14 protein-coding genes and 1 pseudogene are annotated in these 14181 nt (G+C 64.6%); 8 read left to right on the top strand and 7 right to left on the bottom strand.

All coding sequences use genetic code 11. From position 1 onward, the window contains the following. Positions 1–197, bottom strand: a pseudogene (locus YU9_RS46100) (IS110 family transposase); the annotation flags it as partial. 214 nt (positions 198–411) lie between these two features. Here YU9_RS46100 and YU9_RS0123295 point away from each other — a divergent pair. From YU9_RS0123295 to YU9_RS0123305, 3 genes are all read left to right on the top strand, one after another. Continuing rightward, entirely contained in the window at positions 412–630 is a 219-nt protein-coding gene (locus tag YU9_RS0123295; RefSeq protein ID WP_027574957.1) for a hypothetical protein, read from the top strand. A 161-nt stretch (positions 631–791) separates the two neighbouring features. Beyond that, complete coding sequence (locus tag YU9_RS0123300) at positions 792–1898, top strand: cyclic nucleotide-gated ion channel (RefSeq protein ID WP_027574958.1); 1107 nt, start codon at positions 792–794, stop codon at positions 1896–1898. Positions 1899–1909: 11 nt separating this feature from the next. After that, complete coding sequence (locus YU9_RS0123305) at positions 1910–2695, top strand: enoyl-CoA hydratase/isomerase family protein (RefSeq protein ID WP_027574959.1); 786 nt, start codon at positions 1910–1912, stop codon at positions 2693–2695. A 9-nt stretch (positions 2696–2704) separates the two neighbouring features. Here the strand turns inward: YU9_RS0123305 and YU9_RS0123310 are convergent, their stop codons facing one another. After that, complete coding sequence (locus YU9_RS0123310; RefSeq protein WP_027574960.1) at positions 2705–3349, bottom strand: glutathione S-transferase family protein; 645 nt, start codon at positions 3347–3349, stop codon at positions 2705–2707. Between the two features lie 88 nt (positions 3350–3437). Between YU9_RS0123310 and YU9_RS0123315 the strand changes: the two genes are divergently transcribed. Continuing rightward, a complete protein-coding gene (locus tag YU9_RS0123315) occupies positions 3438–4457 on the top strand; it encodes a YafY family protein (RefSeq protein ID WP_027574961.1) in 1020 nt (339 codons plus the stop codon). A 98-nt stretch (positions 4458–4555) separates the two neighbouring features. Further along, the gene (locus YU9_RS0123320) at positions 4556–4804 is read left to right on the top strand and encodes a hypothetical protein (RefSeq protein WP_027574962.1); all 249 of its coding nucleotides are present in this window, start codon (positions 4556–4558) and stop codon (positions 4802–4804) included. Between the two features lie 10 nt (positions 4805–4814). On the opposite strand, the gene YU9_RS42330 is transcribed toward YU9_RS0123320, so the two are convergent. The 3 genes from YU9_RS42330 to YU9_RS0123335 all read right to left on the bottom strand — a co-directional run bounded on the left by YU9_RS42330 (position 4815) and on the right by YU9_RS0123335 (position 7803). Then, positions 4815–5807 carry a fatty acid desaturase gene (locus tag YU9_RS42330; protein ID WP_051380490.1) on the bottom strand — a complete coding sequence of 331 codons (993 nt, stop codon included), beginning with the start codon at positions 5805–5807 and terminating at the stop codon, positions 4815–4817. Positions 5808–5822: 15 nt separating this feature from the next. Beyond that, positions 5823–6839 (bottom strand): alpha/beta fold hydrolase, encoded by a 1017-nt coding sequence (locus YU9_RS0123330; RefSeq protein WP_027574963.1) that lies wholly within the window; start codon positions 6837–6839, stop codon positions 5823–5825. Between the two features lie 160 nt (positions 6840–6999). After that, positions 7000–7803 (bottom strand): MBL fold metallo-hydrolase, encoded by an 804-nt coding sequence (locus YU9_RS0123335; protein WP_027574964.1) that lies wholly within the window; start codon positions 7801–7803, stop codon positions 7000–7002. Positions 7804–8048: 245 nt separating this feature from the next. On the opposite strand from YU9_RS0123335, the gene YU9_RS0123340 reads away from it, so the two are divergent. Next, positions 8049–9191 (top strand): MFS transporter, encoded by a 1143-nt coding sequence (locus tag YU9_RS0123340; RefSeq protein ID WP_245266498.1) that lies wholly within the window; start codon positions 8049–8051, stop codon positions 9189–9191. 166 nt (positions 9192–9357) lie between these two features. After that, entirely contained in the window at positions 9358–10308 is a 951-nt protein-coding gene (locus YU9_RS0123350; protein ID WP_027574966.1) for an AraC family transcriptional regulator, read from the top strand. Positions 10309–10335: 27 nt separating this feature from the next. Here the strand turns inward: YU9_RS0123350 and YU9_RS0123355 are convergent, their stop codons facing one another. Further along, positions 10336–11949 carry an acyl-CoA synthetase gene (locus YU9_RS0123355; RefSeq protein ID WP_027574967.1) on the bottom strand — a complete coding sequence of 538 codons (1614 nt, stop codon included), beginning with the start codon at positions 11947–11949 and terminating at the stop codon, positions 10336–10338. A gap of 55 nt (positions 11950–12004) precedes the next feature. Beyond that, on the bottom strand, positions 12005–12784 hold the full coding sequence (locus tag YU9_RS0123360) for a FadR/GntR family transcriptional regulator (protein WP_027574968.1): 780 nt from the start codon (positions 12782–12784) through the stop codon (positions 12005–12007). 155 nt (positions 12785–12939) lie between these two features. Between YU9_RS0123360 and YU9_RS0123365 the strand changes: the two genes are divergently transcribed. Then, the gene (locus YU9_RS0123365; RefSeq protein ID WP_027574969.1) at positions 12940–14145 is read left to right on the top strand and encodes an ABC transporter substrate-binding protein; all 1206 of its coding nucleotides are present in this window, start codon (positions 12940–12942) and stop codon (positions 14143–14145) included. Positions 14146–14181: the final 36 nt, after the last annotated feature.

A 14181-nucleotide genomic window follows, 5' to 3' on the forward strand; every position in this document is an offset into this window, starting at 1 on the left:
GTCAGTTCCCGCGCCCAGTAATGCGCCCCGCCGCAGGCTTCCATCCCGACCTTCGTCGCCGGCAGCCGTGCGAAGAAGGCCAGCATGTCACGCCGGCGCAGTTTCTTGCGCAGCACCGGTTGCTCCGCTGCGTCAACCCCATGCAGCTGGAAAACACTCTTGGACGTATCCACTCCAATTCGGATAACCTCGCTCACGGACGGCTCCCTTGTCTGAGATCTAAACCGACCTCATTCTGGCACACTGATGCCGTCGGGGGGCCGTCCACCCCAACAGGAACCCACCACACTATGCGCGGCCCCGGCTCTGCGGCGCTGCGTGCTGCGCTGCGTCGGGGGCTCCCACGGCCAACCGTCTGGAACCCGGCCCATCCGCAACCGTTGGTTTGCGGTTGCAGCCGGAGAACGCGGCATGCGTGCACTCCTCATCATCCTCCTTCTGGCAATGCTGGCGATGGCCGGCTACTTCGCCTATTCCGCAATGGCGGTCGAAGGTGAGCCGATCCCGACGGAAGGCTATGTGGCGCTGGCGCTGGGCGCGGGGTTTTCCGTCATCGTCGGCGTCGGGCTGATGGTGCTGCTGTTCTTCAGCAGCCGCCGCGGCTACGACGAGCCGCCACATTTCAGGTAGGCAATCCGCCAGCGACGGCGGCACGGACGGCAGGCCCGGCGGGGCGGCGCCGGCAAAGCGGCCTGCGCCATCGTTGACGGCCTCCGCCCGGGCGGGCACTTTGGCGCCGACGTCCCAACCGGGGCCTCGCGACTTGCCCCGAGACCGAATAGCCTTCCCGCATGTCCAAGCCGCTGATCTCCGCTCTGGCCCAATTCGCGGCCGCCACGGCCGGCCGCAACATGACCAAGGCGGCCTATGTCGCGGTAATCGTCGGCGTGCTCAGCATGGTGTTGCTGACGGACAACCGGGCCAGAGAGGCGCGGGGCTGGGTCGATGCCCTGCTCTGGACCTGCCTCGCCTATTTCGTGTTCGAATGGCTGGTGCGGCTGCGCCACATGGCGCGGCAGGGGCGGCTTTCGCTCTATGTATCCTCCTCCGCCGGCATCGTCGACGCGATCGGGGCGCTGGCCGTGCCGGTTGCGCTTCTCCTCGGCGTCGAGCCGAAGACGGCCTGGCTGCTCAGCGTGCTCTGGGTTCTGAAGGTGGTGCCGGGCATTCCCGGCCTGCGGCAGCTGCGCCGCGTCCTGGTGCTGGAATCGGGGCCGCTGGTCAGCGTGCTCGTGATCTTCCTGATGGTGGTCTTCCTCGCTTCCGTCGCCGAATATTTCCTGGAGCGGGACGTGCAGCCGCAAACCTTCGGCAGCGTGCCGGCCGCGCTGTGGTGGGCGGTGGTGACCCTGACGACGACGGGCTATGGCGACGTCGTGCCGGTCACGCCGCTCGGACGCGTGGTGGCAGCCCTGGTGATGATCTCCGGCCTCGGCGTGTTCGGCCTCTGGACCGGTATTTTGGCGACCGGATTTGCCGCGGAGACGCGGCGCGACAATTTCCTCAAGACCTGGGAGTCCGTCAGCAAAGTGCCGTTCTTCGCGCCCCTGGGACCCGCAGCGATCGCCGACGTCACCCACATGCTGCGCACCATCGAGCTGCCGGCGCGCACCACAATCATCCGCAAAGGTGCGCAAGGGGACTGCATGTATTTCATCGCCGCCGGCGAGGTCGAGGTCGACCTGCCCGGCAAGAAGGTGCAGCTCGGCGAAGGCGCCTTCTTCGGCGAGATGGCGCTGCTCGGCAACAACAAGCGCGGCGCCAGCGTCTCGACCACGAAAGTGTCACGGCTTCTGGTGCTCGACCTCGTCGATTTCCGCGTGCTGATGGCGCGGCATCCCGATCTCGCCGAGACTATCGACGCGGAAGCAAAACGGCGCGCGCTCGAAAACAAGTAGTGGAGACAACAATGTCGGACACAGCCGACGCAGCCACCGGCCCCCTGCTCGAGATCACCGGCGCCCGCGCCACCATCTGCCTCAACCGGCCGAAGCATCTCAACCGGCTCCAGGCGGAGGATCTCGACGAACTGACAAGACTGTTCGACCGGGTCGAGGCCGATCCCGATATCCGCGTGCTGGTGCTGACCGGCACCGGGCGCGCCTTCTCCGCCGGCTACGATCTCAATTCGGTGGCGGAGCGTGCGGTCAGCGCCAGCGAGCAGCAGAGCGCGGGCTCGGCCTTCGAGGTGGTCGTCAATCGGCTCGAGGATCTCGGCGTGCCGACGATCTGCCGGCTCAACGGCGGCGTCTATGGCGGCTCGACCGACCTCGTGCTCGCCTGCGATTTCCGGATTGGCGTCGACACCGCGGAAATGTTCATGCCGGCGGCACGGCTTGGGCTGCACTACTATCCGAGCGGCATCAAACGCTACGTGACCCGCCTCGGCGTGGACAATGCGAAGAAGCTGTTCCTGACCGCGCAGAAGATCAGCGCCCCGGAGATGCTGCGCATCGGCTATCTCACCGCGATGGTGCCGGTGGAGTTCCTGGACGAGGAGGTCGACAAGCTCGCTGGCCTCCTCGCCGGCAACGCCCCGCAGGCGATGCGGGGCATGAAGCGCGCGATCAACGAGTTCGCCCGCGGCGAGCTCGACGAGCGAGCTGCCGACCAACGCCACCGCGACAGCATGCGCGGCGACGAGATCAAGGAAGGCATCAAGGCGTTTGCGGAGAAGCGGGCACCGCGATTTTGAAGCGCCCTCTCATCCACCAGCAGCCTCGGCATGCTGCGCTGCCATCTCCGCATCCGCGGCAGTGATGCGTTGGAACGCCGGCCGTGCGGTCATGCGCTCGGCATAGCGAACGAACACGTCCTTCTTCGGCACGATGCCGAACATCATGGTCCAGCTGAAGGCGACGCCCCACAACACATCGGCGGCCGTCATGCGCTCGCCGAGCAGATACGGTCCCTTCGACAGCTGTGCCTCGAGCGCGCCCAACATCGTATCATAATCGGCATAGGGCGACTGCGTGATCGGCGCCGGCTCGCGTTGCATGAACTTGTCGATCAAGGCCGGTTCGAACGAAGAGCCGTAATACGAGATCCAACGCAGATAAGGCCCGCGCAGCGGATCGTTCAGGGCGGGCGTGAGGCCGGCCTGCGGAAACAGGTCGGCAAGATAGATGGTGATGGCGACCTGCTCCGTCACCAACGCCTCGCCGTGGCGGATCGCCGGCACCTTGCCGAGCGGGTTGATGGCGAGATAGGCCGGCTTGCGCTGCTCGCCGGCCTTCATGTTGAGGACATGAAGATCATACGGAGCCCCCATCTCCTCCAGCAGCACCCGCGTGCCGGTGGCACGCGTCTGCGGCGAATAATACAGCGTGATGCGGTTCGGATCGGTCATGGCAGTCTTCTCCATCTGGCCGGCTGGCGATGGGCTGCTTGTAGCGAACCATACCTGACATCCTCTGTCAGGTATGGTTTAAGGCATCATGCGCGCGAGCCGGATGCTGTCGATCCTCACCACCCTCCAGGCCAGAGGGCGGGTCACCGCGCCCGAGCTCGCGGAGGCCTGCGAAGTTTCGGTGCGCACGATCTATCGCGACATCGATGCGCTCGCGGCATCCGGTGTCCCCGTTTACGCCGACCGCGGCGCGGAAGGCGGCTATCGCCTGCTCGACGGCTATCGCGTGCGGCTGAACGGGCTCTCGCAGAGCGAGGCGGGCGCGCTGTTCCTGGCAGGATTGCCGGGCCCGGCCGCGGCGCTCGGGCTGGACGCGGCGATGATCGCCGCGCAGAACAAGCTGATGGCTGCGCTGCCAGCGAATTTGCGCGAGGACGCCGGGCGCATGCAGGAGCGTTTTCACCTGGACGCGCCGGGCTGGTTCGGCGAGGCGGAAGATCCAAAGCACCTGCGCAGCATCGTCGGCGCCGTGCTGCGCGGAACGCTGATCAAGATCCGCTACCAGAGCTGGCGATCGGAGAAGCAGCGCCGCGTCGCCCCGCTCGGCCTCGTGTTGAAAGGCGGCAGCTGGTATCTCGCCGGGCAAGTCGACGGCAGCGTGCGGACCTATCGCGTTGCGCGCGTGCTCGACTGCACGTCGCTCGACGACCGCTTCGATCGTCCCGCCGGCTTCGATCTCGCCGCCTATTGGCAGGCTGCGACGATGCGCCTCGAGGCCGAGATGCATCCCAATGTCGCGATCGTCCGGCTGTCGCCGTTCGGCGTCAAGCTGCTCGACGCGCTGAGCCAGCCCTACATCAAGGCGCGCACGCAGCTCGAGGAGAGTACTGATGCAGACGGCTGGCGCATCGCGCGCGTGCCGATCGGCAAGACGTCGTGGCACGCCGCCGCCGAATTGCTGCGGCTCGGCCCCGAGGCCGAAGTGCTGGAACCCGCCGATCTCCGCGACAAGATGGCCGAGCTGACGCAGGCGATGGCTGTGCGCTATCGGGCGGTGCGAAAAGCCCGATCGCGACACATTTGGCCGCAGCCCACGAAACAATCCTGAAACACGATTCTTCCCTCGCGCCGTGAACGCATTCGCATTTCGCCTCGACCGAGATGCAGGGACACAACAATGGCCTTGGCGCCAAATGGAGAATGAAGATGTTTCGTAAGCTTGCTCTTGGTCTGATCGCCGCCGGTTCGCTCGGCGTTGCCGCGCTCGCCCCCACCGCCGCTTCGGCCGGTGGTTTCCATCATCACCACTGGGGTCATCACTGGGGTCCCGGCTGGGGCTTCGGCGGCGTCTACGTCAACACCGGCGTCAGCAACTGCTACCAGGAGCGCCTGGTCCAGACCCGTCATGGCCTGCGCGTGCGCGTCGTGAATGTCTGCGCCTACGGGATCTACTGATAGCTCGCGTTCACGACGAAGCTCCGGTCGCATCGCGGCCGGAGTTTTGCGTTGATGAACCAGCCTGCCGCTGCCGGCGAAACCATGCCCAGGTCTCGCGCGTCGTTCTGATGTAGCCGCGGCCGCGATGGACGATCTCGCCGTCGACGATCGCGTTCAGTCTCGGCAGCGCGTGAAAGGGGATCGAGGGATAAGCGTGGTGCTCGACATGATAGGGCATGTTCCATGCGAACCATTTGACGATTGCAGCGGTGTAGGTAGTGCGGGTGTTCTGAAAGGCGCTGCGGGTGCGATCGCAACCGGTGTGCTCGGCCAAGAGATAGGGCCGTAGGAAGAATTGCCCGATGACCAGCGGAACGACCCAGACCATGAGCAGCAGCGCGGAGGAGAACCACAGTGAGAGCGCGAGCAGCAGAACATAGAGGGTGCCATAGACGCGCGCTTCGGTCACAATAATGGCGCGCTTGTTCTCGGGGATCCAGGGCACCGTGACCTTGCCGGTGACGGCATGGCCGAGCATCAGCCGGAGGCGGCCCGCAACCTGAAGCAAGCCGCTATAGGCGATCACGATCTGGGTGTCGGATTTCGGCTTCACGCCGACGATCAGCTCCGGGTCCTTCTCGGGATCCTGGGTGTAGCGATGATGGTCCCAGTGGAACAAGCAGTAATATTCGTAAGGCTGCCCGATGATGAAGGCCGAGAGATAGCCGACCGCGAGGTTGAGGCTGCGGCTCTTGAACGCGGTCTTGTGCGCGGTCTCGTGCACCGCCATGAACAGAAAGGCGACGAAATAGCCCTGTACCACTATCAGCGGCAGCGCCCAAAGGATGCCATAGCTCGAGCTGACTTTCCAGATCAACGATCCGACCAGAATGACCACGCCGTAATGGCAAAGGCTGCGCGCCGCGCCCTGGAAATTGGAGCGGGCCGACAGTTCGCGCAGCATCGCCGGGCTCAGCGGCTTCAGACGATGGCCGGACTCAGAAACGCTTGCGTCAGTCATGATCGGGTGCATGTCTTACTTGCGGAGGAGCCCGGCGATCTCGGCCTTGATGAAGGCCTGGTCGCGGGGATTGTTGACGGGATTGCCGGCGCGATGGCCGTGCAGCGATGGGATCGGATGCAGCACGGCTGACTTTGCATTGACCAGCTTGCCGAGTTCGTCCTCGTTGTCGCGGACGTCGAAATAGCGATCGGTCGCGCCGGGCATCAGCAGCATATTCGCCTTGATCGCGGCGAGCGCGCGATCGAGATCGCCGCCGAAGGCCGAGCACCCGCTGATGTCGCCGCGCTGCCAGATGCCGATCTGCGCCAGGAGATCGTTGGCATCGCGCCGCGCGAAAGTCGCGTCCCAGGCGCGGACGAGATAGTCCTCGAGCGAGGTGAAGCCGGCCTCGCGCCAGAGCTCGTCGCGATAGAAGCCGTGCGACATCGCCCAGCCGGCATAGACGCGTCCCATGGCGCGATAGCCGGCAACGGGTTTTTCGACGAAACGGCCGTCGCGGAAGGCGGGATCGGCCGTGAGCGCGGCCTTCACGCTTTCCAGGAAGACGTAGTTGTAGGGCGCACAACGCGCGCTGCCGCAGACGACTGCGGCGCGCTCAACCATGTCGGGATGCAGCGCCGCCCAGTGATAGGCCTGCATGCCGCCCATCGACCAGCCATAAACCAGCGCAAGCTTTGAGATGCCGAAGCGTTCGGTGAGCAGCCGGTGCTGGACCGCGATGGCGTCGTGATAGGTCACTTCTGGGAAGGGCGTGGGCGTGTTCGACGGCGAGGACGACGACAGGCCGTTACCGAACAGATTCGGGATGACGATGAAATAGCGCGAGGGATCGAGCACGCCGTCAGGCCCGATCAGCCACTCGGTGTCGGTGTGCTGCGCGCTGAACGAGGTCGGATAGAGAATGACGTTGTCTCTGGCCGGGCTCAGCGTGCCATAGGTCTTGTAGGCGAGCTTCAGCTTCGGAAGGACGACGCCGGATTGGAGCACGACGTCGCCGGCCTCGAAGATCTCATAGTCGCGCTCAGCCATTGTGCGTCCCAATCTCGCTCGCGGCCCCCGCGACGCGACGCGGAGACGGCGATGCATCGATCATGCCAGCCGCAGACGCGCCATTGCGTCACGCTCAATAACTGTACGTATAGTACATTTATTATGGGCCGGCAAGATAAATCCGATCGGGCGCCGGGTCTCAGGCGATAGCCGCGATATATCGCGCCACCGATGCAGCAAACGCCGCTTTGGCGCCGCTCGCGATATTGCGGCCCCACCAGGCGCCATAGATCCGGTCAAAGGCGAGCGGCTCGACGGCATCAGCGATCCGCCGCACCGCGGCGGCGTTGAGCGGCATGTAATTCGGATAGGAATACATGAAGCTGACGAAGCGCCGGTCCATCGTCACCTGAGCGATGTCCCCGGTGAGCAGCGCGCCCTTGCCGCCCGCACCACGCGCATAATGCAGCACGGTGGCGCCGGCGAAGTGGCCGCCGGTGCGCAGCAGCAGCACATCGTCGGAGATGCGATGGCTTTCGCCGGTCCAATGCACGATCGATGGATGCGGACGCGTCACCCATTGGCCATCGTCCGCGTGCAGATAGACGGACACGCCGCCGAAGGCATCGCTCCAGTCGGCGAGCGCACCATAATAATGCGGATGCGAGATCGCGATCGCTTTTAACCCGCCGAGCGAGCGGACATGAGCGATCGCCTCCGGCGTCACCAGCGGCACGCAGTCCCACATCATGCATCCGTCCGCTAGCGGCACCAGCAGCGCGCGCTGGCCGATGGCGAAACTCGGCTCGAGAGCGAGACCGGTGAGGCCGAGATCATCGCGCCAGACGACGGGGTGGCGCTCTGCCAGCGCCGCGCGCGTCAGGAAGATTTGCCCTTTCCAGCCCACATACTGCCGTTCGTCCTCGCAGATCGGACAGGATGCGGGCGGATGTCCGCTGTCCGGAAATTGCGCGCCGCAGGTTTCGCAGGTCCAGAGTGGCATGGCCGTAATCCTGATTGAGACCGTCGCACGTATGACATGACGTCGCGGGCCTGCGATCGCAAGGGCGATCGGAACCAACGCGATGAGCGCAGGTTAGGTTCTGGTCCGCCCGGGCACCTATGGGCCCGCAATCTCCGCCTCATGCGAGATCCCAGTCGATCGGCAGCATTGCGTTCAGCGTCTCGATGGCATCGCGCTCCCCCTCCTCGTCCCGTATCTGGCCTTTGTTCGCGCTCAACTTCTTCATGGCCGACATGCAGTCCGGCATTGGGCCGTTCGTCGGGGTATTTCTTCAGGAGCGCGGCTGGGCCAGCGGACTGATCGGCACCGCCATGACCATCGGCAACGCCGCGGGCATGCTGATCACCACGCCGATCGGGGGCTTCATCGACGCCAGCCGCAACAAGCGGCTCTGGGTCGTCATTCCCGGCATCTGCGTCGTTCTCGCGTCCGCGATCATCCTGATCTCGCAGAACTTCTGGGCGGTGACGTTCTCGCAAGTCGCGCAATCGCTGGCGAGCGCCGCGATCGTGCCGGCGGTCACGGGCATCACGCTCGGCATCGCCAAGCAGAAGGGCTTCAATGCGCTCAATGGCCGCAACCAGGCCTTCAACCACGCCGGCAACATGGCTGGCGCCGCATTGTCGGGCTATCTCGGCTACAAGTTCGGCTACGTCGCCGTGTTCGCGCTGGCGGCCGTGTTCGGCGCCATCGCCATCGCCTGCGTCCTGATGATTCCGGCCAAGGCAATCGATGACCGCGCTTCGCGCGGCATCAAGGAGGACGATTCCAAGGCTCCGCCGGATGCGATCACGATGCTGCTCAAGCACAAGCCGCTGCTCGTGCTTGCACTCGCGCTCGCCCTGTTCCATCTCGGCAACGCCGCCATCGTGCCGCTCTATGGGCTTGCGGCGGTCGCCGAGGAACAGGCCAATGGCCCGAGCTTCGTCGCGACTACCGTGGTGATCGCACAAGGCGTGATGATCGTGACCTCTCTGATCGCGATGAAGGCCGCGAGCAAGCGCAACTACTGGCCGGTGATCCTGGTGTCTTTCATGTTCTTACCCGTCCGCGGGGTGCTCGCCTTCTTCGTCACGGGATGGTGGGGCGTCGTGCCGATGCAGGTGCTCGACGGCATCGGCACCGGGCTGCAAACTGTCGCCGTCCCCGGCATGGTCGCGCGTTCGCTCAACGGCACCGGCCGCATCAATCTCGGCCAGGGCGCCGTGATCACGGTGCAGGGCGTCGGCGCAAGCCTCAGTCCCGCACTCGGCGGCTGGATCGCGCAATGGATCGGCTACGGACCGACCTTCCTGCTGCTCGGCGGGTTTGGCCTGGCGTCCATCGCGCTGTGGCTCGCCTTCGGGGCAGCGGTGAAGAAGTATTGACTCACCGGCGCGCGGAATGCCGAGCTGCGGCACCTGGTCGCTGGCGCAGCGCGTAGTTGCGTGTGGCTTTTCGCGCAATCCCACGCTTTTCTCGTTGTCGCAGCTCGGCGCGCCGCGCGAGGATGCGATCCGCACCAAATCACCAACGAATGTTTTCCAGTGACCGATGACCCAGCCGCAACTCTCATTCGATGGAGATCCGAACGGTCCGGCCTATGAAGAATGGCGCGAGCAGTTTTGCCGCCGGGTCGCGAACGTCGACTTCGTGCCGGTCGGGGAAGGGCGCGTTCACCGGACCATTGCGCCTGCCATTCTTCCCCGCATCAGGCTCTCGGCATCGTTCGGCACGCCGATGTCTTTCGTGTCATTGGGGACGAACGACGAATTGGTGATCACGATGTCGCCCAATTCGGCATTGCGTGGGGCCATGGGGAAACGCCCGCTGGAGGTCGCCGCCGGCGACATCACGATTGGCGATCCCTCAATCAAGGGGGCCCAAATCACGCAACTGACGTATGGTAATTTCCAGACCGCACTGCTGCCGCGCAAGGCACTGCTGCGCGCGTGTCCGAATGCCGAGGACCTGATTGCACGGTCGATTCCCGGCGCCAACCCGATCACGTCGATGTTCCTGCGATATTATGACCTCGCGCATGCGCACGCGGACAAGCTCGCGCCGGCGGAGCTCGACGCGGTCTCGCAGCACCTGTTCGACCTCGCCGTCCTGATGCTCGGCGCACGCGGCGATGCTGCCGAAGAAGCTCGATTGCGCGGCCTTGCGGCAGCGCGTTTCGACGCCCTCAAATCCGACATCCTGGCGCAGCTGGATAGCCCCGCATTGTCGCTGTCCGACCTCGCAGCCGCGCACCGGATCAGCCCGCGCAGCATCCAATTGCTGTTCGAGCGGGCCGGCATCACCTATAGCGGCTTCGTGCTGGAGCAACGATTACTGCGCGCCGAGCGACTGCTGCGAAATCCTGCCATGCGCAGCCGCAAGATCATCGAGATCGCGCATCTCGCGGGATTCCACGATGTATCTTACTTCCATCGCGTATTTCGCCGCCGCTTCGGACAAACACCCGATGACATGAGGAAGCTCGCCGGCGACGCCGGCTAGCAAACTCAGCGACGACGGCACCCGCCCCTACGTTCCAAAATTCTTCTGGATCGCCTTGTCGAGTGTCTCGCCGCCGACGAAGCGCTGGCGCAGCTCGCGCTTGAGCAGCTTGCCGCTCGGATTCTTCGGCAGGCTATCCACGAAGATGACGCGCTTGGGCACCTTGAAATGCGCCATCTGGCCGGCGCAGTGCTGGATGACCGCGTCCTCGTCCAGCTTCTCGCCGCTCTTGACCACGACGATCGCGGTCACCGCCTCGATCCAGCGCGGATCGGGCAGGCCTACGACGGCGACCTCGGAGACGGCGGGGATGCGGTAGATCATCTCCTCGACCTCGCGGCTCGCGACGTTCTCGCCGCCGGTCTTGATCATGTCCTTGACACGATCGACCACGGTGATGTGACCTTCCTCGTCGACGGTGGCGAGATCGCCGGAATGAAACCAGCCGCCGGAGAACGCCGCCGCGGTCTTGACGGGATCGTTGTAATAGCCGGAGAGCAGATGCGGCGAGCGGTGCACGATCTCGCCGACTTCGCCGACCTTGACGTCCTCCATCGCCGTGGTGACCACGCGCGTCTCGACATTGAGGACGGGCTTGCCGGCCGAGCCGGCCTTGCGCAATTGATCCTCGGGCCGCAGCACGGTCGCGAGCGGTGCGATCTCGGTCTGGCCGTAGAAATTCCAGAACCTGACATTGGGCAGGCGCCGCTGCAGCTCGAGCAGCACCTCCACCGGCATGATCGAGGCGCCGTAATAGCCCTTCTGCAACGTCGATAGATCGGTCTTGTCGAAGTTCGGCGAGCGCAGCATTGCGATCCAGATCGTCGGCGGCGCGAAGAACGAGGTGATCTTGTGCGCCTGGATCAGCGCCAGAATATTGTCGGCGGTCGGCTTGCCCGTGATCACGCCGGAGGCGCCGAGATAAACCTGCGGTCCCAGGAACACGTCGAGCTGGGCGCAGTGATACAGCGGCAGCGCATGCAGGAACTTGTCCTCCACGCTCATGCCGCCGTCGATGATGCAGCTGACATACTGCCACATCACGGCTTCATGGGTCAGCATCGCGCCCTTGGGCAGCGATTCCGTGCCGCTGGTGTAGACGATCTGCGCGAGATCGCGGCTGTCGACCGATGCGTCCAGGAACGAGCCGTCGGCGTCGAGGAGAGCGTCGAAAGTGGTGAGGCCCGCAGGCGCCGTGGCCGGATCCTCGCCCGGCAGCCAGATCATCTTCTCGACCGCGCAATCTTTCGCGCTCGCCGCGCGTGCGGGCTCGACGAAATCAGGTCCGGTCGCGAGCAGCTTTGCGCCGGAGCTCTTCAGGATGAAATTGATCTCGTCCGGATTGAGCATGAAATTGATCGGCACCAGCACCGCGCCGATCCGCGCCACGGCGAAGCGCAGCGCGGCGAAGGCGTGCGAATTGCGCGAGAGCACGGCGAGGCGGTCGCCCTTCCTGACGCCGAGACCGAGCAGGCCGCGGCCGAGCCGGTTGCAGATCGCGTCCATCTCGGCAAAGCTCCAGCTGACATTGCCGCAGCTCACCGCGAGCTTGGCCGGCTCACGGCCCGCCGAGCGGCGCAGGAGATCGCCAATGGAATGCTCGCGCGCTTTCGAGATGGTGGCTTCGGTGTCGCCGGTCATGTGTCCCTCCAATTGATTATCTTTGCTTGTTGAAACCGTTTGAAATCCACGGGCGCTATCTGCGCCGGGTCGCCTGCGCGTGCTCCATGTACATGTGCTCGACCGAGCGATCGAGCGAAGCGATCTTCTCGAAGCCGCGTCGCCAGTCCTGCAAGTGCCGGCGCGTCCACAGCACGCCGGCCTCGCGGTCGCGGCGGCGGATCGCGTCGATGAGATGGCGGTGCGCCGCGACGAGACGCGGGCCGCCTTCGGCGACACCGGTCACGATCATCTCGGTGGTCGGATAGAACAATTGCGCAGCCGGCTCGCGTGCGAGCTGGAGCACGCGGTTTTGCGAGGCCTTCGCAACCAGCACGTGGAATTCGGCGTCGCATTCGGCGAGCATCGCGGGATTGCCCACAACGGCCTCGCTGCGCGCGAGATTGTTGGTGAGCTCCGCGATGTTTTGTTCCGTCGCGCGCTCCACCGCGCCTTCGATGCTGGCGACCTCCAGCGTCATCGAGGCCTCGTAGAGTTCGCGGAAGGTGACCTCGTGCAGGACCAGCGCGCGGCTGAGACGGCTTGCGAGCTTGCTGTAGCGCGGCAGGCAGGCGTGCAGGCGACGCGAGGAATCGCGCCGGATCAGTCCGCCCTCCTCCAGCACGCGGATGCCCTCGCGAATGGTCGAGCGATTGACGCCGAACTGGCGGACCAAATCATGCTCGGTGCCGATGGGATCGCCCGGCTTGATACGGCCATTGACGATCTCGCGCTCGATGGCGTCCGCGACCTTCTGATAGGCGGGCGCGACATCGATCGGACGAAAGAGCGGCGCAACGGGCAAATCAGACCTCATTGGCGATTGTCGGACAAACTATAGCATTGACCGCAGAATGCGTCAAACTGCCGTTATTCCGGCGGTACATGCAACAAATTGACTCTGCCGGAACCCGGCTCTAGCTTTGTCGGACAAAGGGAACAGAATGGTCCCGCTCAAGAGGAAACGTATCCATGAAACCTATCGCGGCACTCGTGTCTGCCGCCGGCTTGCTGTCGGCTGCCCTGATCACCCCCGCCTCGGCCCAGCAGGCGCCTCTCAAGATCGGGGTGCTCTCCGACTTCTCTTCGGTCTATTCCGACATCGGTGGCATGGGGAATGTCGAGGCGACCAAAATGGCGATCGAGGATTTTGGCGGTCAGATGTTCGGCAAGCCGATCGACATGGTCAGCGCCGACGTGCTCAACAAGCCCGACGTCGCCTCCACCATCGCCCGCAAATGGTGGGAGACCGAAGGCGTCGACATGATCATCGATCTGCCGACCTCAGCGACCGCGCTCGCGGTGATGGAGCTGTCGAAGCAGTACGAGAAGATCATGATCGTGACGGATGCGGCGAGCTCCGATATCACCGGCAAATCGTGCTCGCCCTACACCGCGCACTGGACCTACGACACCTATGCCAACGCCCATACCGTCGGCAGCGCCATCGTCAAGAACGGCGGCGACACCTGGTTCTTCCTGACCGCCGACTACGTGTTCGGCCATTCGGTCGAGCGCGACACCGGTGACGTCGTGAAGGCCTCCGGCGGCAAGGTGCTGGGCAGCGTCAAGCATCCCCTCAACACGGCGGATTTCTCCTCGTTCCTGCTTCAGGCCCAGGCTTCCAAGGCCAAGATCATCGGTCTTGCGAACGGCGGCGGCGACACCATCAACGCGATCAAGCAGGCCGGCGAGTTCGGTATCGTCGCCGGGGGGCAGAACCTGGCTGCGATCGTGATGTTCATCTCCGACGTGCACAGCCTGGGCTTAAAGCTGGCGCAAGGCCTGATCATCACCGAGGCCTATTATTGGGACCTCAACGACAAGACCCGCGCCTTCGGCAAGCGCTTCCTGGAGCGCGTCAAGCGCATGCCGACCATGAACCAGGCCGCGACCTACAGCGCGACGCTGCATTACCTCAAGGCGGTGCAGGCCGCCGGCACCCGCGACACCAAGACGGTGATGGCCAAGATGCGCGAGCTGCCGGTGCGAGACGCCTTCACCGACAACGGCGTGCTGCGCGAGGACGGCCGCATGGTGCATAGCATGTACCTGTTCCAGGTGAAGAAGCCGGAGGAATCGAAGGGACCGTGGGACTATTACAAGCTGCTCGCCGAAGTTCCCGCTGACCAGGCGTTCCGACCGCTGAAGGACGGCGGCTGCCCGCTGGTGAAGTGAGACTCGAAGGCGCGCGAAGCAAGACCGCGCGCGCTT

The organism is Bradyrhizobium sp. WSM1743 (assembly GCF_000473065.1).
Classification (GTDB): domain Bacteria; phylum Pseudomonadota; class Alphaproteobacteria; order Rhizobiales; family Xanthobacteraceae; genus Bradyrhizobium.